This is a genomic window from Taibaiella lutea, assembly GCF_008629695.1.
GTDB lineage: Bacteria > Bacteroidota > Bacteroidia > Chitinophagales > Chitinophagaceae > Taibaiella > Taibaiella lutea.
Map to the genome: position 1 here is coordinate 627,457 of NZ_VWSH01000002.1, position 24,988 is coordinate 652,444.

Genomic DNA, 24,988 nt, shown 5'->3' on the forward strand with positions numbered 1-24,988 from the left:
ATTTAGGTATTTTGGCTAAAATCAGTCCAAAAAGGCAAAATGATTTATTAGTGTCCGAAATAAAAAAAGATGCATCTGAATGCATCTTTAAAAATGGGCTAGATCGTTGGCGGCAAGAGAATTAATTAATTTTCAAATCGTTTCAGAAAACGCTTCATCATTTCCGTTTCAATATTTCGATTTCTTCCTGTAGCTTTAATAAAATGTTTTGAATATTGGCAAGCGTTTGTGTCTCCTGTTTTTCAATCAATTCTTCTTCTTCGGTATCGCTTTCAATATCTTCCTGAATTTCATCTACATCTTTCTGAATTTCATCAATATTCTCCTCTATTTCTTCAATATCTTCCTGAATCTCTTCCACATCTTCCTGAATTTCTTCTACATTTTCCTGGATAATTTCAATGTCCTCGCTATTCTTATTGACAGACATCTGAATGAAAATGGCCAGATAAATGGCTTCGAGCGAAACAACCGTTGTTAATACCAGCAGCATTCTTTCGAAACTGACAATACCCATTCCCGGTAATAGAAATGCTATAATAAAGAAGAATGAATGGAAAATGAGGGAAGAAATAGACCCTATCCACCGCGTTGCAAGATCTGCAACACGTTCTAATTTTATTTTTCTTTCTTCTCTTGCTGTCATCATACCCTATATTTTGCAGATTGGCTGCAAAATTACTGTTTCGGGTTTACAATAAGAGATTGTATTCCATATTCGTTGGATTTAATAAAAAAGCGTTGCTGTTAAGCAACGCCCGGAAATACAAATTCAGTTTTATTGTACTCCGGTTTGTGGAAACACAAACCGGAGCAATCATTATTTTAAAATTATTCCGCTTCGTTATTCAACATCATTTTTCTGTACGCTTTAATAAAAATAGCTCCTAAATTCTTGTTAGGCGGCACATAATCGCTGAATAAATCCTTTTCTCCTGCAGGCCTTGTGCTGAAATATTTTTCCAGACCGGTCCATGTATTGATCCAATCCACATCTTTAGCCACAAGTAATTGATCAAATATAGATTTGATAATAGGCTCATTTACAGATTTGGAACCTACTTGTTTGGATGAAATGATATTTGCATCGGGTGCTTTGTCCAGCACTTGTGCCAGCATGTGGTAGCCGCCGCATGAACCCAGCATCACAATTTTAACTTCAGGCGTAAGGTTTTCCAGAGAGCCGCCCAGGTGATAGCTGTGCCCACGGTGTATGACAAAAGTCGGAACGACTTTATTATCGCTCATATATTTAAACAAAGCATTCTGAGCTTCTTCGTCCTGCGGCTCTTCCAAAGGTAAGTTTGCATAAACCGTAATAGGGTTTACCGCTCCTACAGATATAAAAGTCACCCAGCTTTTATTTTCCGTTTTTTTCCATTTGGCAGCCGGGAAATTTGTTTTAAAGCTTTCAAAAGAACTTTTTCCGTCTTCATCGCCATAAAAAAACGCCTGAACAACCACTTCTTTTTTATCATTAATCAAAGAACTATACGGCACAAACGTAATAGGAGGAATAACACTTAAGTTACCGCTTAATTGGGCTGAATTATCCGCACTGTTAAAAATGGTGCTTAATATACCATATACTATTATGCCCTTTTCGCTATGTTCATTATTGGCATTATAGGTCCTTTCATAGTTGCTTTTGATTTCTTTTTTAAGAAACAGCATTAATGAAGTGTCTGTAATGCTGCCGAATGCATCGGCCACATCTACCGCATCTTCCAGATCATCGTTACTGCCCATTTCCAGATTTGCCACAAAACCTTTCATCAATTCGTTTTTCTTGTCCTCATTCATAGTCATCAAAAAAGGAGAAAGTTTATTGTAACCAGCAGCCATTCTGATGAAAGTACGGAAATGGCTTCTGTGTACGGTATCCAGTAACTGATCGCCGGTCATGGGCTTCATTTGTTCCAGCATCCGGTCAAACATCCAGGTAAAGCTACTGGTGTAAATTTCGTCCTGGCTGCCAATCATCATGAAGTATAATTCAGGAGCGTTGTAATCCATTATTGATTTGAAACGGACAGGGGCGGGGGAGTCGTGGAGGCTGTTGACTTCACGCACCAGTTCCAGACCGCGCAAATTCAATTCCTGATCTACCGATTTTTCGGTAACGTTATCATTTTCTATCTTCAGGCCAACCAATGCTTTATAATAAAGTTTGGGATCGGAAGTAATAGCATCCACTTCTTTAATTGTGCGCTTCTTTTTATAGATCTGTTGCAGGAACGGCAAAGCCTTTAACGGCTGACGCGATTCGGTACCAACTCGCACAATGGTTTGTACCAATGGATCCTGATTTCTTCTTACGGCTGCGCTCAGGTAGCTCGTAGAAGTGGCATAAGTCAAGATAGTTCCCGGCATGATTTTTGCCGCAGCGGCTATAATCGGGTCGGCATAAGATTCTCTTGCAAATTCCGGTAGGCGCTTAATCATCATTTCCGGTTTCGCTTCGCCCACAACTTTAAAGACATAGGCTTTTTCAGCTGGGTAATCGTCCAGCAATGCGCTGTTGTCTAAAGTATAGATATTGGCATTTTGCTGCATAAAATCATGAACGGTATTGAATTCGCGCGCCAACATCAATTCCTCAAAATTGGCTATCATCCTTACTACATAAACGCCGTTTTCAGCTGTATGCGATTTGTTATTCAATGCGCGCAGAAGCACTTCCAAAGCACGGTGGTAATAAATTTTGGTTTGATGCGGCGTATTGGGCAGGTTTTCAATATGAACCAGTACATGTCTGGCATCGGAAAGCATGCCTTTGGTAAACAAACGGGCGGCCATAGTGTCTTCTATATCTATGGTGCCATCCACTTCTCCATCCATCAAATCGGCTTTTTTAATCTGTTTTTCAACATTTTCCGTAAACATCTGCCTGTTTATCGGAATTGGATTAATCAAAGTATCGATTTGCCAGGGCTCCAGATGTTCCACTTGTACCACTTTCTTTCTTTTCTTTTTGGATTGAGCAGCAACATCAGTCGAAAACAACAATGTTCCTGTGGCAACAGTCAATAAAAGAAAAGCAATTTTATTCCTCATAGATTCAGTTAATTAATTAAAAAAGCCAGGCATTCAGCACCGTTTTTGCAAATGCGGTTAAAATTAAGCTTTGCGCCTGTGATACAAAACCTTTTAGCAATTATTTAGGCATAAAATTAAATATAGACGCTTCTTTCATATTGTTTCTTTGGGGGCATCAAATGCCTTACTTTTGCAAACCCAAAACAGGAGAACTAAAACGCTTATATAAATAGTATGTTCAAAAAATATCTTCGGATTCAGCCTGCACCTGTACAATTAGTTATAATGCTTGCCTTTTGGAGTTTGTTGTTTTTGCTTGGAGCATTCGCAATGATGCGTTACATAAGCATTGCAGCGGGTATCTCTTCCGAGCATCTGGATTCGTTTATGCAAGGCGACATGTACAACCATCCCAATGTTATTTTTATTTCGCAGGCTATTTTCCAGATTACTACCTTTTTACTTCCCGCCTTATTATATGCTTATCTGGCAGATCCCCAACCCGGGGCATATCTGGGATTGAAGAAACCGGAGAAACCGATTCAGATTGTATTGGCCGTGTTTTTAGGTATTTTTCTTATATTTTTTGTAGCGCCATTAGGCTCCTGGTTAAAAGATCTTAACCTGGGAACAGCATCCAAGGAACTGGACGAGCAAAGAGAAAAATTTATAAATACCTATTTGTCAAGCGGCAATACATTGGCAACTATCAGAAATATCATGCTGATAGCAGTTGTTCCGGCGTTTTGTGAAGAATTTTTCTTCAGAGGTTTGTTGATGAAATTTGCCCACAGCTTTGTACCCAAATGGTGGTTTTCAATCGGCGTTTCTGCATTGGCTTTTGCTGTCTTTCATACCTCCATTTCTGAATTTGTACCCATTTTTATTTCAGGCGTCATTTTAGGAATTGTATATTATCTTACATCAAGCATCTGGTTGAGTGTTTTGTTGCACCTGGTTGTCAATGGTGTACAGGCACTGGCGAGTATTTACTCGAACCCGGCACTGGATAAAAGTCTTGAAAACAATCAGACAGTCATTATTTTATTTATTATAGCCACCTCGTTGGTTGCAACAACATTATTTTTTCTTTTTAAAAGCAGGACCATATTACCCCGCAACTGGAGCGTTCATATACCTGAAGGCAAAGAAGGGCAATGGGATATGAATAACATCTGATATCTAAAGTGTAATATCTAAACATCTAAAGTCTAACATCTCAAATCTGAATAATGAATTGGCCTGTCTTTTTTACCCGTTTGGGCTCTGCTATAGTTTTTGCCATTGTGATGATGCTGGGGCTTTTGCTTGAAAACCCGAGTGCAATTTTTATGCTGGCATTGCTGATTGGCTTTTTGTGTATCCGGGAGTTTTTTAAGTTGATGTCATTGATATTTCCGGATGCTTATTTCCCGGAATGGCTAATGTGGCTTACGCAGATTTTTGGTGCAGGCGTTACTGTTTCCATCCCCATGATGATGTTGACGGCGACACCTCAGATTGCAATTATCACTGTAATTTTTCCGGTATTATTGATGTTATTGACCATTTTACATAAGAAAACAGGATTAATTGCAGGTTTTTCTGCAATCGTGGCATTGTTTTATATTTCAATGCCAATGGCTTTTCTGGTAACACTAAGGGGCATTTACTTTGTTATTCCCCTGGCTTTGATTTTAATGATCTGGATGAATGATACCATGGCTTATATCGTAGGTTCCTTTATCGGTAAAACGCCTTTTTCTCCGATATCTCCAAAGAAAACATGGGAAGGAACAGCCGGTGGCGCTATCCTGACCATTGCAGGCGCCGCAGTATGGGGTTATTTTGCGCCTGATTCTGTCAAGCAAAATTATCAGATGATTGACTGGATGGTGCTGGCATTACTGGCTGCCACAGCCGGAACCGCAGGTGATTTACTGGAATCTAAAATGAAAAGACTGGCCGGCGTAAAAGATTCCGGTAACATGATGCCGGGGCATGGCGGCGCTTTGGACAGATTTGATTCTTTGTTGGTTACCTTGCCATTTGCTTTTTGCTATGCTGCTTTGTTCATGAACTAAAATTGTGCTTATCTTTGCACCCTTTTGAAAAAAGATATCAGCTTTTAGACAATAGATATTAGATTTCCATACTCTATATCTTTGGTTTATGGACAGGCTTTAAAGTAGAATCTTTAAACGCAAGTATCCGATTCAACTCTTTTTCTAATAGCTGACATTTAAAATCCGGTATCTAATATCTAACATCTAAAGTCTAACATACCCATAATTATGTACTTACATCGCGAAGGTTATATACACGTAACAATAGCAACCATTCTTTTTGCCGGTCTGGCGTGGTTGAATGCCCATTTTCTTTTAGAAATTATTCCGGTTTTATATTGGCTGTTCCAGATAGTATTCTTCTTGCTGTGGTTTTGGGTTCTATGGTTCTTCCGTATTCCGAAGCGTAATTTTACAAAAGGAGACAATTTGATTGTAGCGCCTGCCGATGGTAAAGTTGTGGTAATTGAAGAGGTGATGGAGCCTGAGTTTTTTAAAGACAAAAGATTGCAGGTTTCAATCTTCATGTCACCATTAAATGTGCACGTAAACCGCAGCCCTATCAACGGAAAGGTTGATTATGTAAAATACCATCCCGGAAAATATCTGGTAGCATGGCATCCGAAATCTTCTACGGAGAACGAACGCACAACAGTAGTGGTAAGCAATAATAATGTAACTTTACTGATGCGTCAGATTGCAGGAGCAATGGCCCGCCGTATTAAGTATTATGTGAAAGACGGCGATGCGATTAAGCAAAATGACGAATTCGGATTTATTCGTTTCGGTTCCAGGGTGGACGTATTTTTCCCGGTTGGAACACAGATAGATGTTAAGATTGGTGAAGCGGTAAAAGGCGGTATTACTGTTTTGGCTAAAATGTAGTAGATTCGATTAGGTTTTACAAAATTCATTAAAAACGAAACTGTTATGCCTCTGAAAAAGATAAAGGGAGATCAGCCGAGAAGAAAAAAAGCATTGGAAAGATTTAAAAACAGAGTGCCCTTACCGGCTATGTTGGACAGGAAACAACAAGATATATTAATTATTGATAAGGCATTAGCATCATTGTATAACGATGGTGACAAAGTTATCAGATCTTTGCAGGACGATATTTTAAAACCCAATAAGATAAATCTGGTAGAAAAAGATACCGATCGCATCTGGGACATCATGATGAATTCGGGTTTGGTACATGCCGTAATTGGCTTTGGAAACACCGGAAAACTTGATTTGACGTCTGAAGGTTATCAGTTAATGAGCCAGTTTGGAAGCTACAGCGCTTTTATACAGGAACATCAAAGACAAATTGCGCAGCAAAACCAGACAATGGCTTTCCCCCAATTTATCATCGAGCAAAGTGAAAAAGAAGCGCCTAAAGAAGAAGGTGGTGAAGAAGAAAAAAAGGCCGTAGGCAGAAAACCTTCGGATTCTTAAAATTTGAATTAAAATGACAGATATAATAACAGCAGCGCCCGTTACATTTACCGAAGGTGCTTTGAAAGAAATAAGACAACTACAGGCGCAGCCTGATATGGAAGGCATGATGTTGCGCGTGGGCGTGAAAGGTGGCGGTTGTTCTGGATTGAGCTATGTGCTTGGTTTTGACAAAAAGGAAGATGATGATGTAGAAAGCGAAGTGCAGGGCATTCCGGTTATCATGAAGAAAGCACACGGTATGTATCTTTTGGGAATGGAAATCGATTATGCCAGCGGATTGAATGCAAGGGGTTTTATTTTTAATAATCCGAATGCAAGCAGTTCCTGCGGTTGCGGCACCTCGTTTGCGGTATAATTAGTGCTGTATTTGGAAATTTAATAATTGGAATTTGGTACTTGATGCCAAATTCGTGATAATGGATACTTAATGAAGAAGGTAATTCAATATATCGTATGCACAGCAACTCTTTCGGGTTGCTTTGTTGCTTTTGGGCAAAACAAAAAGACAGTAAGCAAACCGGAAACTTCTAAGCAGGAAGAAAGCAAAAAGGATAACCTTAATAAAACCGACAATCAGAACCGGAAACAAGGCCTTTGGTTTTATAAGCACGAAGCAGGGATGGGGGAGCCGCTGACCTATGAATACGGCCAGTATATCAATGACAAAAAAGAAGGTGTCTGGACAACGCTGGATGCGGAACAGCGATTGGTTTCAACCGAAAATTATACCAAAGGCGTATTGAACGGTACTTCGCAATATTATGAAAAAGGCAGACTGGTGTGTATCGGTAATTATCGCGGACTTGATCAGAGCAAAGAATACGAAACAATTGTGGTGACTGACCCCGATACCTACAACGATACGCTGGTAACAGTCAGGACAGATATCGGATATACCAAACATGGAATCTGGCGTTATTATAATCCTGTCACCGGTCAGATGACAAGGGAGGAAGAATATCAGGTCGATAATTTGATTTTCAGCAAAGAATACCATTTCATTTCCGCCACCGATAGCCTGAAAGCAGTAGAAAGAAACAGCCGTTTCCTTTCAGATAAGAAGAACTATTACAAACCGCCTTCTGGAAAAAATAAGAGTCTGATTAAATAAGAGGCAGAGTAATCAAAAAAGAAAAGATGTTTTATTGAACAAAGGGCAAATCAAACGATTTGCCCTTTGTATTTTCATCAGCATTTATTGCTTAATTCTTGCTAATCTTGATGCTTTCGGTATGACTGTCATCATTGTATTGAATCATATAAAAGCCCTGGCTTATTTCAGAGATATCTAATGTAGATGCATTGCTTATCTCATTCCATGTTTTGATAACTTTACCACTTATGTCCACCAACTGAACATGGGCATTGTTACCGATCGTGCCGATGATATTCAATTCCACCTTATCTTTTGCAGGATTAGGATAACATTGTATTTTGAATGTTTCACCGGTAGATACCTGCAACTTAATTGTGTTACTTATGTATCTACCGTCATTTTTATCAATTGAAACAAGGCGGTAAAAATTATTACCTGTAAATGGTGCATCATCCCAGAAATTATAAGCACCTGCCTTTCCGGTTGCCTTCACTGTGCCCATTTGTTCAAAGCTTTTACCATCTTTACTTCTTTCAATATTGAATTGAGCAGTCACGTTTTCTTCAAATGTTTTCCAATCGATACGGTTTCTTGAACCAGCATTGATACCACTGATATTTGAAATCCTTAATGGCAACGCGGTATTGCTGCCACCGATTCCAAATTCGGAAAACCCTGTCAGGCCTGAACTTGCAATTATAGGATTTGCGTTAGAGCCTGTAGGGGCAATAGTAGTGCCCGGTGCATCCCAATTTGAAGATGAATTAGCTCTTTTCAACAATACGAGTCCTGTATAGTCGGTAACATCTGTTGCACCGCTATCAACAAACGTAGCTGTATAAATACCATCCGTTAAACCGTCGCCGGCTTCCACTCTCCAGTAACCATCATGAGAAACTTTGGTGATACTTGGATTGGATGACAATGGCAAACCTGTAGTACCGGGGCTTGAATTGATCCATTGTGCGGTAAGTGTTCCGCCTGCTGCAGGAGATGCCGTGAAATTAATAGTAGCAGACTTGTTATTAGCCGAGGTACCTATAGGAAATGCGGTTGTAGATAATGAAGCGCCGATCCATCTTTTTAAAAGACCATTTGCAGTTCTGCCCCCGTTGGCTGTTAACGTGCCCAGTGCAGTTGGAGAAGTGCCTACTGTTAGCGTGGATCCATTTAAATTCAGGTAGTTTGTTGTAAGTGTCAATGTACCTGTTACATTTAAGTTACCACCGCTCAAAGTTGTAGGATTAGTATTGCCATCAATAGTAAGGTTATTTAAGACACGTGCAGTGTTGACTTCCGGTCCGATAGTAATGGGATTGGTTGTTCTCAGATAAGAAATGTTTTGACCTCCTGTTCCGATATTGAAGTTTGGAGCTACGTCGAATGTACCGCCGGTCGTAGCTGTAGTCGTATTACCAATTTGAAGTGTGGCCGTTGTGCTTCCGCCGTTGCCCAATGTCAGGTGATTGGCATTTACAAAACTTCCGGAGAAAATGATAATTCTGGTAGCCGTAATATTACCGAAAGCAGGATCAATAGTGAAATTCAGGTCATTCTGTAATTCAAGGCTTGTCATAGGCGCTGTTACCGAACCGGAACCTGAATAGCTGATATTGGTAGCCGCTTTAAATGTAATGAACCTTGAACTTGCACCATTATGCACCATTGTACCATTGTTTATGATGCTATTGCCATTGAACAAATAAACGTTATTGCCAAAATCAAAAGTGTTTCCAGCATTGATCTTTACATTGAGTGAAAGGTTATTGTAACTTACAGGACTGGCATTAAAAATTGCCGAATGCGCTGCTGAAGTATTGCTGATCTCAACATTGGGTAATACACCGGCTACAGTAAATGTTTTTGCTGTACCGGAATTCTCATTTCCTAAAAATAAAGTCCCGCCGGTTACGCCTAAAACGCCTGTGCCGGCCTGATTACGGAAATCTCTTGGTGTTGTTGCAGCACTATTTGCCAGTTGTACCGTGATGTTACCTCCTGAAATCAATATAGTGGAAGAAGTGCTCGTTCCTAAATCAAAACAGGCAAGTGTAGTAGAGCTGTATCCCAGTTGGTTTACCGTAACATTACCTGCAGTTTGGCTGTAACTTATAATGGTTCCTGCAGCGGTGGTACCGTATCTGCCTGCTACATTCAATGTGCCACCTTCTATGGTGGTGATACTATTAGCTCCCAAAGCGGCTGAATTGCCCGACGCAGTACCTATATTGTAAGTACCTGCAGACAACCTCAATGTACCGTTCATAGTAACATTTCCGGCTTGTCCTGGTATTGTAAAGTTTGGATTGTTAAGCCAGATTCCGCCTGTTGCCGGAATGGTATAAGCTGCTGATGTAAACACGCGGTTGGTCATGTTGAATGAACCCGATATTTTCAAAGTACCATTGGTAATTGTAAGGAAGCCGGAAACATCTGTATTAACTCCTTTTACAGTAAAAGTAGGTATAGTCAAATCCAGAATATTTGTTGCTGCAGTTCCTTTATTCATCGTCATCGACATGATATTTGTAGTTGTGCCTGTGCCGCTGAAAGTATTGCTGCTCGTCCCCGTAAAAGTAAGGTTTGCACCGGCCGTATTGGAATTGGTACTGAGATCCAGAACGCCGTTATTAGTCAGGTTTCCACCTACGGAAAGCACATGTCCTGTTTGTGTGCCTGTAGTACTTGTAGTAACACTTGAACCTGCATTGATGGTCAAATTACCTGTAAGTGTTAATGTTCTTGCTGTAGTAGCTTCAAATACAACTGAGCTCGGAGTAGCTCCGCCAATCGTAAGATTATTTGCATTTGCGTTTATGTCAACAGTGATATTGTCGCCATTCTGAATTGTAACATTATCACCCGATGTTGGAACTACGCCATTTGTCCATGTAGAGGTGGCGCTCCATAATCCGCCGCCGGTACCGTTTGAAGTTATGTTGCCGGGAGGAAGAGTCGTAAGTGTAGCACTCGCAAAGCTTGAATTGCTTTCCCTTATGGTGCAGACTTTCCAATAAGAAGTTGAGCTTGGCAAGAATCCCGTAGCATTATAAGTGGTCGTATTTGCGGCGTTAGTAGTTATATAAGTGTAAGTAATTCCGTCTAAAGAGCGATATATAGCAAATCCTGTTTCATCAGTTGAATTGTCAGTCCAGTTTAAGGTTCCCGAAGCTTGTGTTATTGCTGTAAAATTCGCAGCAGTCGGAGCCGGTACCGTTGAAGCAAAACTATATACAGTCCTTGAACCATCAGTTGTGGAAGAAAGGTCGGCTACCGTAGATCCCAAAGTATATTGATTGCTGGTAGCTGTTCCGGAAGTGGCAACTGCTAATGTGCTGGATGTTATGGTTTCAAATGATGTGGCAGAAGTAGAAAAACCGATGTATTGCGGTTCCATGCCACTCAGGTAGCCTGTGCTTGAATTCCTGATGATTGTTCCGTAAGTATAATCGATATTTCCGGTCGCTTCAGATAGTTTTATCTGATAAGTAGAATAAGGAGCCGCACCTGCTGCATCATATATTACAGACATATTCAGGTATTCTATCACCAGTGTTCTGTTAGGAGCAGTACCTAAAAGTTTATAGTGAATCTTACCCGTAGTACCTGTAACACAATCTGAGCCCCAGGCTGCTATCAATGACTGGCTTGCAGTGCCTAAAACGTATTGAGCAGTACCTACTACGGTACCTCCCAGTCTTAAGTAGCCATTTGAGTTAACGGAAAATTGCGTGTATCTCGTACCCATAAACCAAAAATCGAAACCGATATTGGTTACAGAGGATGCACCATCATCAACACCTGCGGCTACCAATTGAGTGGTTCCCGAACTCATGTCTGTTAGCGAACCATTCGTGGTTTTCGTGAATGCGTAATTTACAGCAGATTGCCCTCGTACAGCAGTGGACATCACACAACCTGAAAGCATTGCCAGGGCGGCAAAGTAGATTTTTTTCATAAAATTGGTCTTTGGTAGTGGTTAAAAAAATGGTTATTAGTTAATAAAACAAATCTGTTTTATTCAGTCATGTCATAAATATAATATATTTTTTGGGTTTAAAGAAGGTTTTAATTTTTTGTAAAAAATTTATGTTTTGGGCGAAAACATAGGTATAATGATACGGGCCTCTAAAAAATAAATGTGCAATTCAAACAAATCATAAGCAGGCAATTGAAAAACCAATTCTTTCCCTATCTTCGTAGCCTCGAAAAAGATAACCATATGTTTCAGGCATTAAAACAAATAAAGGCTAAGCTGACCTCTCCGGGTGAGCCGTATTTTATTGTTTAATTGTCAGAATATTTCAATAATTACGAAGCTTGCCTCCAAAGGGCAGGCTTCTTTTTTTACAACAATTATCAAAACAAAAAACAAGGAATGAGTACATCGATTGCACCCCAACAATTAATCCGCTTAGCGCAGGAATTTGACGCGCCATTGTATGTTTATGATGCAGCTACTATGCGTCGCCAATATCATAAGCTTGAAAATGCATTCAAGGATTGTAATGTAAAGATTCATTATGCCATGAAAGCGCTTTCCAACATCAATGTGCTGAAGATTTTCAAGGAATTGGGTGCAGGACTGGATGCTGTTTCCATTGAAGAAGTGAAAATCGGATTGATGGCAGGTTATGCAGCTGAAGAAATTCTTTACACACCCAACTGCGTTTCCTTTGCCGAAATTGAAGCATGCATTGATTTGGGCGTAAAGCTGAATATCGATAATATTTCCATACTGGAACAATTCGGTAATAAATATGGAAATACCGTTCCTGTTTGCATTCGCGTCAATCCGCATATCATGGCAGGCGGTCATTACAAAATATCTACCGGGCATATCGACAGCAAATTCGGTATTTCCATTCATCAGATGCGACATGTGGAGCGTCTTATCAAATCATTGAATATCAAAGTAGAAGGCATTCACATGCATACCGGCAGCGATATCCTTGATGTGGGTGTTTTTCTGAATGGTGCCGAAATCCTGTTTGATCTTGCATTGGGTTTCCCCGATATTGAATACATCGATTTTGGCAGCGGCTTTAAAGTAGGGTACAAACCCGATGATGTTACTACTGACATTGATGTATTGGGCGAAGGATTGACGGAGCGTTATCGCAAATTCTGCAGGGAATATGGTAAAGACATTCAAATACATTTTGAGCCGGGCAAATTCCTGGTAAGTGAATCGGGTTATTTCTTAGCCAAAGTAAATGTCATCAAACAAACCACTGCAACGGTTTTTGCAGGATTAGACGCAGGTTTCAATCATTTGATGCGCCCTACCTTATACGATTCCTACCACCATATTACCAATCTTTCCAATCCCGAAGGCAAACAACGTGTTTACACGGTTGTAGGCTATATCTGTGAAACCGACACTTTTGCATGGGACAGGCCATTACCCGAAGTAAACGAAGGCGATATCCTTTGCTTCCACAATGCAGGTGCTTACGGATTTATGATGGCTTCCAATTACAATTCAAGGACACGTCCGGCTGAAGTTTTAGTTGATGGAGACGATTATAAACTGATTCGCAGAAGGGAAACGCTCGATGATATCCTGGCAACACAGGTTTTATAACATACTTCTCTATAATACAAACCGCCCGGCTTATATAGTCGGGCAATTTGCTGCTATGCTGAAATTAATTAATGATTGCTCCTTTATTATTGGCCAGTTTTTCCCGCCATTGTTGTATCTGCTCAGGCGTAAGTTTTGTCCAATCTGTTGTTTCGCCTACAATTTTTAAAGGCGCCTGAGTGCGGTAGGAACGGGTAGGGTTACCGGGAAACTTTTTGTCAGTAACGTTTGGGTCATTCTCAAAAGCCCCTGTCGGTTCTACAATATAAACCCGTTCCTTTCCCTCGCCTTTCGCTAATGCGGCAGCAAGTCCTGCGCCATTGGCATTTGCCGTGAAATAAATATGATTCATTATTATTTCGGGCTGGTAATTGGACCTGTTGCCCGGTATCAGTAAATCGCCAACCTGCAAATCTGCTCTGGTGCCATGATAAAAAGGGCCTTTGTCAGATAATTTACCTGCGGACGAAATGGATAATTCATAATTCCTTTTTGCATTGTCAGGATCATTTAATTCCTCGTAGCATTTGGAGATATTAAGATACAGGTTAGGAAAAGCACCGCTGACCAGGTCGTTATTGATTGCCAAAGCAAGCTGCAAAGCTGTTTCCAGCCATTTTAGTTTTTCTGAAGCAGTTTTCTGATGCCTGGCAACATAATAAGCTGCGATAAATTTTTCAAAATCGTTTGTTGCTTCGTTCCATGCCTGAAGGAATAAACTGCTTGCTTCTTCCGGTTTATCCTTTTCTTCCATCTCCATGCCTTGCATACAGAGCTGTACAATATGATTGCCTGGGTTGAATTCCATTGCTGTATTTTGTTTGGTTTTTGTTATCGCTAATATCGGGTATTATTAACTTTTGTGGTTGTTAAAATAAGAATAAGCGCATACGCCTTACCTTATTAAATTCACATCTCCTTTTTGTTTATACGAGGTGGTGTTGCTGCAATTTGCTGTGACAATATAATAGTATGTGCCCATTCCCATATTGCCCCCATTATATTTGCCGTCCCACTTTTCTTTGGGATTATGAGATATAAATACTCTTTTGCCCCATCTGTCGAATACCTGCAATACAAAGTTGTAGGGATGCCCTAATGTTTCTACTCCAAATCCATCGTTTAAGCCATCTCCATTGGGTGAAAATGCATTCGGTATCATTATGTTGCAACAGGCTTCAGCATATATGGTTACTCCGGATTGTCCGGAGCAACCATACTCGTCTGTTCCTTTAACAAAATAATGGTTTTCATCGGTGATAATCTTTACTACCGGCCTTTGCCTGTCCCGAAGTGTATCTCCTAAATTGTTATAGTAGATATATTCTTTTGCCCCGGCCCCAATTAACGATATAGTATCCCCTTCGCAAAGCACATCTCTTAAATGCGGTTCATATTCCAATGTTACATTTGGTAATGGATGTACTTTTAAATCTAACGTTATGAGCGAATCACAACCATTGCTATTTGTAAAAGTATCTGTTGTTAAGGCTGTAGTTGTAAAATTCCTTCCATTAAAATCATACGATTCGCCCTGACAAAGATTAATATGTAACGTATCATGAGTTGTTTTTGATACATTTATCGTAACATTCCTATACAAGCTATCGCAGCCATTGCTGTTTTTGAATGTATCAATAAATTCAGTGTTATTTGTATATACCTCACCTGAATACATTACCGCATCACAACCCGTTATAACCGAATCGATCGATGTCGGCACAGGAGTATATGCCACTGATATATGTACTATACTATCACAATTCAATGAATTAGTACCCGTAAAATAATAATCACCTGATGACGTAATGGTATTTCCATTCCAGTTAAAGATAACATTGTAGCAGAGTATTGTATCCAATTCATTATGGCTTTGGGGTTTTACAGTAAGGTGTATGGTGCGGATACTGTCACAGCCATTAGCAGCAGTAAAAGTATCTATATGTGTGCCTGTAGTTGTATAACCATATAAATTTCCTCCCTGGCATATCGAGTCTGTTATAGAAAGATATGATTTTGGTTTTACGGTAAGGTTTATGTTGCGAATACTGTCACAGCCTTGTACTGAAGTAAATGTATCTATATATGTCCCAGAAGTTGTATGACCCAGAAATGATGCCCCTTCACAAATGCTTTGATTGATTGTGAAAGAATAACTTATACATTCGTTGAATTTTACCAAAAAGGCATCATAAGTTCCTCCACCAAAAATGTTCTGATGGCCTCCGAAAGCAATATCATTTGTAGATCCAGTGAAACCTGATAGATAAAGATTACCCGAAGCATCAGTAGCACAATGCCATCCCTCTTCATAACTTGATCCTCCGTAATAGGTAGCCCATTGACGAATACCTGAAGCATTGAACTTTGCCAAAAAAGCGTCATAACCTCCCCCATAAACATTTTGATATCCTCCCGATGTGATGCCGGTTGTAGACGTAGTCCAACCAGTCATATAAACATTACCAAAAGCATCGGTGGTACACGCTTCTGCTGCATCCGCACCGGCCCCACCATAATAGGTAGCCCATTGGCGAATGCCAGTAGTGCTGAATTTTACCAAAAAGGCATCTGAACTACCTCCTATAATATTTTGAAAACCTCCTGAAGCGATATTATTGGATGAATAGGTCATACCCGCTAAATAAATATTGCCTATATTATCAGTAGTACAGGACCATCCCTCTTCATAACCTGATCCCCCGTAATAGGTAGCCCATTGACGAACGCCGAAACTATTAAATTTTACAAGGAAAGGGTCAGAATTCCCCCCAAAGGTATTCTGATAACCTCCTGAGGCAATTCCATTTGTGGAAAAAGTTCTACCCGACATATAAACATTACCTGAAGCATCAGTAGCACAAGAAAAGCCATCTTCATTGTTGGAACCACCATAATAAGTAGCCCATTGACGAATGCCAGCGGCATTGAATTTTACCAAAAAAGCATCTCCAAATGATCCTCCACCGTAAACATTTTGATAACCTCCAGATGCTATACCACTTGTAGATGCAGTGCTTCCTGCTAAATATACGTTACCTAAAGCATCGGTAATACAAGAACCTCCGTAATCATAATCTGATCCACCATAATAAGTGGCCCATTGACGAATGCCAGCAGCATCAAATTTTATTATAAAGGCATCGCTTGTTCCTCCCCCATAGACATTCTGATAGCCTCCGGAAGTAATGCCGCTCAAGGAAGCTGTAGTTCCTGTCAGATAAATATTGCCCGAAAAATCAATAGTACAACTTCTGCCAGCATCATTACTTGCACCGCCGTAATAGGTAGCCCATTGGCGGATGCCGGACGCATTGAATTTTACTAAAAAGGCATCATTACTTCCTCCTCCATAAATATTCTGATAACCTCCCGAAGCTATAATACTTGGAGACTGGGTTGATCCATTTAAGTAGGCGTTACCAAGGGCGTCAGTAGCACAGGAATAACCATAATCAAAACTCGTACCACCATAATAAGTAGCCCAATCCAGCGTCGGGTCTATTACCAAAGTTTGATTCGGATCGTATTGTTGTATATTAAAGCTTAGTTTTTTGTCATTGAGAATATAAGCACTTTCTATCTTTTTTCCGCTCTGGAAGGTTTCAGGTGCTTTATCCGTAATTTTACCCATACTGTTCTCCAAATGCAGATTGCCGGATGTATCAATGCTGCTTTTTTTTACCCATTTTAATTGCATCTGTATCTTATTGGGGTCGCCGCCGGGATGCACTTCAAATTCATATTCCATTTTTCCATCCCGTACATACAATACCCAATCTATATTCGGGTAAATATTTTTGTAACGTACTTTTTGATAGCTGTGCACATTCAAAGCATCATGGTTGTAATAATTGATATAATCAGTGCTTTTTTGTTCAGTTGTAATCCTGGCATGTTGATTAGCTCCGAATAGTTGCATGTCCATTCTGTAAGTTTCCACGCTTACTTTCTCCATTAATTCCTGCTGATGTTTTTGCTCCTGAGGTGTAGATGCCGGATCTGATATTGCCTTTGGATCATAACCTTCAGGGTAATTTATCTTTTCAAACTGATAGGCAATGCCATCATTCAGCAAGAATACTTTAAGGTTTTGATCTTTTACAGTAAACTTAACCCGGTTGGCATCCGGTCCTGTAATTTGCCCTTTGTTTTCTTCAAACGATAAGTTGTTTTGGGTACGATTCAGAAATCCTTTGGCTTGTGATAAATGATTTTCCTGTGCAGAAATGGCAATGCAAGAAAGGATATGAATAATTGTAGTTGCTATGAAGAATATTCTTTTCATGGATATAGATATATGAAGCTGATTGAGTAATCATTACCGAAGCTGCTATCCTGAATCTGTTTAGTCAATTATGCTCTTAAATAGTGTTCAATTTATCATGCATCAAATATACTAATATTAGTAATTGCTATTGACCATTATCTTGTTTTTCTACGTTTGCCATTCTTTAATATTCAGTTTTCATTATGTCTGTGGCAGATCCGATTTTTCTTGTGCACTTTTTGATTGCGTAACCTTCCATCTCATTTATGTAAACCTCCATTTCTATTATTAAAACTTCTGTTTCAATTATTTAAACTCTAATTTTATTTAAGTAAACTTCAATTTCTATTATTTAAACCTGAACTGCAATTATTAAAACTTCATTTTTAGTTTTATAAACCTCTTTCTCTTTTTTTAAACTTCCTTTTCTTTTATTTAAACTTCTTTTTTAATTATTTAAACTTTGAATGCTATTCATGCTACTTAAACTGTAAAAGGCTGAAACGACAGATCTGCCTTAATTGTTATACGGATCTTTATCAGTATACGAGCGAATCTGTCATTAATTCCAAATATAAAGGCCTGCCGTCTGTAATCCTTCCTTCGTCGAAGATTATACGTAATTCGTCTAAAATGTAATATCGACGAAATATATCGGCGGTAAGTTTGCATAGAAATAAAGAAACAATAAACTATAGAAGTAACCGGTAACCCTAATCCCTGACAACTCCCCCCATTGGAGGTAAGATTAGGGTGATTTTACTCAATAACTTTGCAAACACAATTTACTATCATGAAAAAGCTATTATTTACAACTATAGCAGCATTAGGTTCCCTCTCGCTGTTCGCTCAAATGCCTGAAATAAATATACCCGTTCAGCAAGCGCCTGTGGCTAACAGTGTTACAGTGAGTGGAAACGTATATGATTCCGTTGCCAAAACACCGCTGGAGTTTTCTTCCGTAATGTTGGTGCATGAAGGCGAAAAGGCTGCAGACGGTATCAATTCCGACAGCCTGGGTCACTTTGCATTTAACAACGTAAAGCCCGGTAATTACAAACTGACCATTTTTTATGTCGGTTATAACAAACTGGAACGCAACATTAAAGTAGAAGGTACTGACCTTAACCTGGGCAATGTAAATATGAATACATCATCCACTACTTTGAATGAAGTACAGATTATAGACAGGAAACAATTAATTGAGCAAAGGCCTGACGGGTTGGTTTACAATGCTGATAAAGATTTTACCAATAAAGGCGCTATGGCTGACATGGTACTTCGTAAAGTGCCTATGGTAACGGTAGATTTACAAGGTAATGTTTCTTTACGTGGAAGCGGTAACATCAAAGTATTGATTGATGGCAAGCCATCTACGCTTATTGCTGCTTCTGTTAAAGATGCTTTGCAGCAAATTCCTGCCGATAATATTAAATCGGTGGAAGTCATCACCAGCCCCGGTGCCAAATATGATGGCGAAGGTTCTGCCGGCGTTATCAATATCATTACAAAGAAAAACGTGATGAAAGGTATGAGCGGTTCTTTGTTCAGCCAATTGAGCTATAACGTTCCCCGCGAATTCTTTACAGGCAATGCCGGTTTCAATATGAATTACAGAAGCGGTGATTTTGGCCTTTCATTGAATGCAGGTTACAGCCGCTGGCAAATGGTATTGGGTATGAACTCGACCAGAACGGATTTTCCGGGTACTGCACAGGAATCAAAACTGGTTCAGGAAAGCATTATGGACGGTGGCGGTAATTTTTACTGGAGCCAGTTAAGTGCTGACTATTCCATAGATTCTTTGCAAAGCGTACAAGTCGGAGTAGGGTACCGTCCGGGCAACTGGGTGCAGGATCAACCGATGACCAGCACCATTATACCTGATGTTCCGAATGCTAATTTTAAATCAGATACGCATTCTGAAAACCCGCGTGATAACGGAAGTGTATATGCTTCTTATTCCAAGAAATTCAAGAACAATCCGAAACGTACCTTAGATGTCCTAACGCAATATTCTCTGAATTCAAAGAACAGCGAATACACTATGAAACGTACGCCTGAGGGCAGCAACGCTGTAACTTATCAGGAACTGAACAAGAATAAAAGTGATAATAACGAGTTTACGATTCAGGCTGATTATGTACAGCCATTAAAGAACCCTAAACAGAAAATTGAAACCGGTCTGAAATATATTAACCGCGACATCAGCAGTGATTATCAATTACAATACCTGGATACCGCCCATACAGATTTTGTTATTGCACCAAACAGAACCAACCATTTGGATTATACCCAACAAGTCGGAGCGGCTTATGCCCAGTTTACTACGCCTTTGGGTAAGAGCTTCAGCATGATTGCAGGCGCCAGATATGAATATACGGATATTAAAGGCCAGCAATTAGGTGTAAGCACAGCGTTCAATTCTCAGTTCAATAATGTATTGCCAAACGTAAGTTTTGCTTATACTCTTAAGAACTTCAGCAAGTTGAAACTGGCTTATAACATGCGTATAGAAAGACCTTCTATTGATTACATTAACCCTTATGTGAACTATAGCGACCCTTATAACATCAAACAGGGAAATCCTGAGTTGGTGCCGGAGAAAACACATAATGTGGAACTGACTTACAGCACTTTCTTTAATAATACGAATCTGAATTTCTCCGCCTTCTATCGTCATACAGGTAACGGCATTGAAAGCATAACAGCTGTAGATGAAAATAATATCAGCCATACCACTTATGGTAATATCTCGAAGAATAATACCACCGGTCTTGACCTTTTCGGAAGTACAACTTTATTTAAAAACTGGATGATTAACCTGAATGGTAGTCTGTACTATAAAATGCTGAAAAGCCCGTCTTTGGATATTAAGAATGACGGATTCCAGTACAATGCAAGCTTATATACCAGTTATAAACTGACAGAGAAGTTTTCACTTGCAGGTTTTGCAATGTATAATGGCAATCAGGTGCAGTTGCAAGGTTCTCAGCAAGGTTGGTACTATTATTTCTTAGGTGTTCAGCTGGAAGTATTGAAAGGAAAAGGAAGCATTGGTCTTTCAGGCGAAAACTTCTTTAATCCTGAAGTACACATGAAAACCGAATATACTTATCAGAATGCCAAGTATGTAAATGAAACGGTATATTACGGAAGAGGCGCAAGATTGACCTTCAACTGGAACTTCGGTAAAATGACCTTCAGCCAGAAAAAGAAAATCAAGAACGACGATTTGAAGGATGAAGGCAGCAGTTCACCTGGTATGGGTGGCGGCGGAATGTAGGTTTTTACGATTGGTTGTTTAATAGTCGAAGGCCGGAACTTTTGTTCCGGCCTTTTTATTATCATTACTTTTAAACGCTGAACATTACCTACGGGTTCGGGAAAGTTGCCATTCCCACCCATATTCGACATTTTTAGCAGTATATCAAAAATTGCTTTAATAAACCTGTAGGAGTCAGTTTATTATTATGCGATTGCGCCTAAAATACCAACTACGACAATAAGAATAAGATATAATGCAATTACAATTATAGTCATAATACCCATGAATTTAAACAGGTTTTTCTGATGGCGAAAACCTTCTGTTATCAATTCGATATTACTGGTTTGAATACCGGCTTTCATGTTTGTCGAAAACTTTAGTAACGAAAGGATAGGGAAAAGGTATAAAACTCCGATTACAATATATAGCAGACCCATTCCGACGCCAAAATAGCTTCCTAAACCGGCAAAGCTCGAAACATAAGAGCCCATAGTAAACATTGCCAACGCTACGACAAGCATTAATCCGATGAAAATAAATCCTATAATAGCAAGGAATTTGGTCCATCTGGTTGTTTCCAGTAAATAGGCTTTTGACCTTTCATCGAGTCCGCCCTCAAAAATGTTTAAATCTTGTAATGACATAAGATTGCTTTTAGAATTATAAAGAAATGATTTTTCCTTTAAAATCTGAAATATATGCTATGTTTTTGAAAAAATTAAAGAACTGCAATTACCACCAAAGCCAAATGAATTGGAGAGTACATGTTGAATATTCGCCGGAACGATATCAACATTAGGTTGCCAGTTTAATGTTTCAATTGGTTGTTGCAACCTTAAATGCGCCCATGCTTTTTGCTCCTGTAAACTCAGCAGTGAAAAGACGGCTTCAACAGCGCCCGCTGCGCCCAATGTATGTCCTGTAAAGGCTTTGGTAGAACTTGCCAGTGGTGCCTTTTCCGTAAAAACAGCCTGTATAGCTGCGCCTTCCGATGCATCATTATTTTCTGTTCCCGTTCCATGCAGGTTTATATAATCAATATCAGCAGGATTCAGGTTTGCTTGCTGCATGGCGTTCTTCATGGCCAGCTGATTACCCCTGCCTTCAGGTGAAGATGCCGTCTGATGATGTGCATCATTGGCATTTGCATAACCCGATACGTAAGCTTCCGGGGCAACATTCAATTGTTGCATAGCTTTTTCATTGCCCATTACAAGATAGGCCGCACCTTCACCTAAGTTAAGCCCTTTGCGGTTCTGGTCAAACGGGCGGCATAATGCCTTATCAAGAATCAATAAAGAATTAAAACCGTTCAATGTAAAGCGGGAAAGGCTGTCTGCACCACCCGCAACGACAATATCATAATGGTTGTTCTCGATCAGCTTTGCTGCCATCATGATACTATTGGCCGACGAAGAGCAAGCTGTACTTATGGTGGTACTCCAGCAATCCAGCTCCAAAGCTTTTAATGTCAATTCCGTAATAGCGCCGCATTCATGGTATTTAACGTCTCTCAAATCACCACTGTTCTTATCTTCCTTAAACGATTTGTAAAAATGTTCTGTTAAGTCCATGCCCCCAACCGTATTAGCACCGATAAAACCTATTCTTAGCCCATCCGATTTTCCTGCAAACGGTTCCCATGCTTCTTTTGCAGCTATAATGCTTAACAATGCCGTCCTGGGCAGGCTTTCTTTTATGCCCGATAATGTGGCCAGTTGTTCGTTACTTAGTTTGATTTCTCCGACAGGTAACTGATGTGCTGTCTGTAAAATTTCAGGTAAAGTAATACCTGCCTCAAGCTTCAATAAAGAATGAAGGTTAGCCGCTACGTTTTGTCCTATGCTTGTAATAATGCCGCTTCCGGCTATAAATGCTTTGCTCATTTGTTACCGAAAATAGCTGAAAGATTTTGCAGGTTGAACAGAATATTACATGTTTGTTTATTTACCCAAATCATAAGGGCCTCAATGCCTGATGCTGTAGCCTCTACATGCCCGCACAACGCCGCTTCCGTTCCTCTGTTCTTTATTAAATCATTGATATAAAAATCAAACCAATCACAATCTGTTTCATCGGTAAGCGTACACATTTGCTCCCCTTTAAACCCGTTTGCAATGCATATTTCGCCCAACATAATATTGGGTAGCGTATAAACAAACAATGCCGGGCTTGCAATATCAGCCTGACTTTCCCTGAATTTTTTATCAACATCCAGACAACCCGATTTGCTGCTTAAAACCGTTGCAATCTTTAACCTGTCTTCTTCGATTTCCTTTGGTAAAACAGTATTTGCAGAAAGAAATGCAGCCTTGCTCAATAAATCCATCTTGAAAAACTTGGGATAAGTTATAGCAGCTTTATTATAGAAATCCATGCAACTATCCACAGCGGTTGAAGGAGCCAGTTCAAATAGTAAATTACCATTTAGCATGACTTTATTGTCGCGCCAATGCAGGTATTGTTGAATATATAAAGTTGTTTCGTTTGAAAAATTGCTTGCCATTATGAGGCAAAATAAGCATTAATTCTTTGTAGTAATAAACGAAAGAGAAAATTACCATCAGGGTTTTATGAAAAAAATGCAATAATGCGTCATGACAAAAACATATAGCAATGAAATTGATTTCTTTACTCTTTATTTTTTGCTTCTTAGGATGCGTGAATAATTCAGTTGAAGGTTTTGAAAAGCCGTTTCCGGTTGCAGCAAAAATGGCTATGCTTAAAAAGAAAGCTATCGCAGCAAAAGCTTATTGTAAGGCAAATGACATGGATTTGAGTACTGTCATTCTTATAAACATGAATATTCATTCGGGGCTTAAACGCTTTGTAGTATGGGATTTCAAAAAAGATACCATAATGATGGAAGGGTTAGTGACACATGGTTGCGGTACATCAAAGTGGGGTAGCGACGAATCAAAAACAAAACCGGTGTTTAGCAATACGCCCGACAGTCATTGTTCCTCTTTAGGGAAATATAAGATTGGTGAACGTGGTTACAGCTCCTGGGGCATCCATGTAAAATATTTATTGCATGGCCTGGAAAGTACCAATAACAATGCGCTTGCAAGAACGGTAGTGCTGCATGGATGGAATGCCATTCCTGATTACGAAACTTATCCTGACGGGATTTCTGAAAGCTGGGGCTGTCCGGCTGTTTCCAATGATTTTATGGCTGCTTTGGATAGTTTGCTGAAGAAAAAAGCAAACCCGGTTCTATTGTGGATTTACAAATAGGTAAGGTTTATTATAAAAGAAAAAGTTTTCCGCAGCGTTGGCGTGCCAACGCTGCGGAAAACTTTCCGTATCAATATTAGAATCAAAAAGTTACCGCGACATGTAACATCATTTTATTCCTTGCTTGCACAATACCTGCTGCCAAATCCTGAGATACGGATGGCTGCCAGTTTCCGCCGATAGCTATATTTTTATATTTCGCTTCCAGTCCCGCAGTGGCAAACAAAGCATAACCGCCTGATGTAAAAACCGCATTGCCATCGTTTAAATCTGTTGCAGCATTTTCATAGCTCAGGCCTGCATTCGGTGAAATAGTCAATGCTTCCTTTATCCTGAATTTATAATACAACTGGGCATTGGTACTTACTTTGTTGCCATAATTGTAACCATATTTATTGGTTGTATTCATCTTATAGCTTGCTGAAATATTCATACCGATATCTTGTAATCTGATATCATACATACCGGTAATAACAAAGTCAAAACTATTGGTACCTAACTGAAAAAGGTTGGCATTCTCAATCGTAGTCTCATCATCTAAAGGATTGTATTTCCCGGTTGGCAGTTTTACGCCGCCGCCTATCCATATATCCTGAACCAGCATTTTGTTCTTGAAAGCCATACCCCTCTTGTTCAGTAAATGATAGAACCCCTGAACCGTTGCATCGCCTAAACCTGTTTTTGAAACATCCCCTTCTGAACTTGATTTAGTATCGTAGTTCAAAGGCAATGTAGCCATCAGCCTGAAATGCTTGCCTATATTCCATCCGCCCCAAAGCTCGAAAGTGTTATAATGCTCTATGGAAGTCAGATAGGTATTTTGTCCATCTGCTCCGACATGTGTTCTTATGCCGCTGTTCCGGAAACGCAGTCCCACAATCTTTGCATTAAAATCGGGCAGGATACCCAGGTAATTACTGCCGGCGCCACAGCCGCATATATCGCAAGCCATCGTGCCGCTGGCTATCCACAGAAGGCAAATGATTATTAAGAATATTCTTTTCAT

General features: G+C 39.7%; 18 protein-coding genes. 9 read left to right on the top strand and 9 right to left on the bottom strand.

Annotation, left to right across the window (positions count from 1 at the left end):
• Positions 1 to 157 precede the first annotated feature (157 nt).
• Together F0919_RS09810 and F0919_RS09815 are read right to left on the bottom strand one after the other, a co-directional pair.
• A complete protein-coding gene (locus F0919_RS09810; RefSeq protein ID WP_235903487.1) occupies positions 158 to 649 on the bottom strand; it encodes a DUF1003 domain-containing protein in 492 nt (163 codons plus the stop codon).
• 182 nt (positions 650 to 831) lie between these two features.
• Complete coding sequence (locus F0919_RS09815; RefSeq protein WP_150032566.1) at positions 832 to 3,057, bottom strand: hypothetical protein; 2,226 nt, start codon at positions 3,055 to 3,057, stop codon at positions 832 to 834.
• 216 nt (positions 3,058 to 3,273) lie between these two features.
• On the opposite strand from F0919_RS09815, the gene F0919_RS09820 reads away from it, so the two are divergent.
• The 6 genes from F0919_RS09820 (at position 3,274) to F0919_RS09845 (ending at position 7,635) form a co-directional block, all read left to right on the top strand.
• Positions 3,274 to 4,218 (top strand): CPBP family intramembrane glutamic endopeptidase, encoded by a 945-nt coding sequence (locus F0919_RS09820; protein ID WP_150032567.1) that lies wholly within the window; start codon positions 3,274 to 3,276, stop codon positions 4,216 to 4,218.
• A gap of 53 nt (positions 4,219 to 4,271) precedes the next feature.
• Positions 4,272 to 5,102 (top strand): phosphatidate cytidylyltransferase, encoded by an 831-nt coding sequence (locus F0919_RS09825; protein ID WP_150032568.1) that lies wholly within the window; start codon positions 4,272 to 4,274, stop codon positions 5,100 to 5,102.
• Positions 5,103 to 5,312: 210 nt separating this feature from the next.
• Positions 5,313 to 5,969: a phosphatidylserine decarboxylase family protein gene (locus F0919_RS09830; RefSeq protein ID WP_150032569.1), complete on the top strand. Its 657-nt coding sequence runs from the start codon at positions 5,313 to 5,315 to the stop codon at positions 5,967 to 5,969.
• A 45-nt stretch (positions 5,970 to 6,014) separates the two neighbouring features.
• Positions 6,015 to 6,521, top strand: coding sequence for a hypothetical protein (locus tag F0919_RS09835; protein WP_150032570.1), 507 nt, complete (start codon positions 6,015 to 6,017; stop codon positions 6,519 to 6,521).
• 13 nt (positions 6,522 to 6,534) lie between these two features.
• Positions 6,535 to 6,879 (top strand): HesB/IscA family protein, encoded by a 345-nt coding sequence (locus tag F0919_RS09840; protein ID WP_190277337.1) that lies wholly within the window; start codon positions 6,535 to 6,537, stop codon positions 6,877 to 6,879.
• A gap of 72 nt (positions 6,880 to 6,951) precedes the next feature.
• Complete coding sequence (locus tag F0919_RS09845) at positions 6,952 to 7,635, top strand: toxin-antitoxin system YwqK family antitoxin (RefSeq protein ID WP_150032572.1); 684 nt, start codon at positions 6,952 to 6,954, stop codon at positions 7,633 to 7,635.
• A 91-nt stretch (positions 7,636 to 7,726) separates the two neighbouring features.
• Here the strand turns inward: F0919_RS09845 and F0919_RS09850 are convergent, their stop codons facing one another.
• On the bottom strand, positions 7,727 to 11,578 hold the full coding sequence (locus F0919_RS09850) for a T9SS type A sorting domain-containing protein (RefSeq protein WP_150032573.1): 3,852 nt from the start codon (positions 11,576 to 11,578) through the stop codon (positions 7,727 to 7,729).
• A 420-nt stretch (positions 11,579 to 11,998) separates the two neighbouring features.
• Between F0919_RS09850 and lysA the strand changes: the two genes are divergently transcribed.
• Complete coding sequence (lysA, locus tag F0919_RS09855; RefSeq protein WP_150032574.1) at positions 11,999 to 13,207, top strand: diaminopimelate decarboxylase; 1,209 nt, start codon at positions 11,999 to 12,001, stop codon at positions 13,205 to 13,207.
• A gap of 64 nt (positions 13,208 to 13,271) precedes the next feature.
• On the opposite strand, the gene arr is transcribed toward lysA, so the two are convergent.
• Together arr and F0919_RS09865 are read right to left on the bottom strand one after the other, a co-directional pair.
• Complete coding sequence (arr, locus tag F0919_RS18835) at positions 13,272 to 13,679, bottom strand: NAD(+)--rifampin ADP-ribosyltransferase (protein WP_394349710.1); 408 nt, start codon at positions 13,677 to 13,679, stop codon at positions 13,272 to 13,274.
• 423 nt (positions 13,680 to 14,102) lie between these two features.
• Positions 14,103 to 17,495 carry a gliding motility-associated C-terminal domain-containing protein gene (locus F0919_RS09865; protein WP_150032576.1) on the bottom strand — a complete coding sequence of 1,131 codons (3,393 nt, stop codon included), beginning with the start codon at positions 17,493 to 17,495 and terminating at the stop codon, positions 14,103 to 14,105.
• Between the two features lie 775 nt (positions 17,496 to 18,270).
• On the opposite strand from F0919_RS09865, the gene F0919_RS09870 reads away from it, so the two are divergent.
• Positions 18,271 to 20,763, top strand: coding sequence for an outer membrane beta-barrel family protein (locus F0919_RS09870; protein ID WP_150032577.1), 2,493 nt, complete (start codon positions 18,271 to 18,273; stop codon positions 20,761 to 20,763).
• Between the two features lie 185 nt (positions 20,764 to 20,948).
• On the opposite strand, the gene F0919_RS09875 is transcribed toward F0919_RS09870, so the two are convergent.
• Genes F0919_RS09875 through F0919_RS09885 form a run of 3 tightly spaced genes read right to left on the bottom strand, consistent with a single transcriptional unit; the run spans position 20,949 to position 23,251 of the window.
• A complete protein-coding gene (locus tag F0919_RS09875) occupies positions 20,949 to 21,389 on the bottom strand; it encodes a DUF5362 family protein (RefSeq protein ID WP_150032578.1) in 441 nt (146 codons plus the stop codon).
• A gap of 57 nt (positions 21,390 to 21,446) precedes the next feature.
• Positions 21,447 to 22,631 carry a beta-ketoacyl-[acyl-carrier-protein] synthase family protein gene (locus tag F0919_RS09880; RefSeq protein ID WP_150032579.1) on the bottom strand — a complete coding sequence of 395 codons (1,185 nt, stop codon included), beginning with the start codon at positions 22,629 to 22,631 and terminating at the stop codon, positions 21,447 to 21,449.
• Positions 22,628 to 23,251: a hypothetical protein gene (locus tag F0919_RS09885; RefSeq protein ID WP_150032580.1), complete on the bottom strand. Its 624-nt coding sequence runs from the start codon at positions 23,249 to 23,251 to the stop codon at positions 22,628 to 22,630. Before F0919_RS09885 ends, F0919_RS09880 begins: the two co-directional genes overlap by 4 nt.
• Before the next feature lie 110 nt (positions 23,252 to 23,361).
• On the opposite strand from F0919_RS09885, the gene F0919_RS09890 reads away from it, so the two are divergent.
• Positions 23,362 to 23,982: a murein L,D-transpeptidase catalytic domain-containing protein gene (locus tag F0919_RS09890; protein WP_150032581.1), complete on the top strand. Its 621-nt coding sequence runs from the start codon at positions 23,362 to 23,364 to the stop codon at positions 23,980 to 23,982.
• 82 nt (positions 23,983 to 24,064) lie between these two features.
• On the opposite strand, the gene F0919_RS09895 is transcribed toward F0919_RS09890, so the two are convergent.
• Complete coding sequence (locus F0919_RS09895; protein WP_150032582.1) at positions 24,065 to 24,988, bottom strand: transporter family protein; 924 nt, start codon at positions 24,986 to 24,988, stop codon at positions 24,065 to 24,067.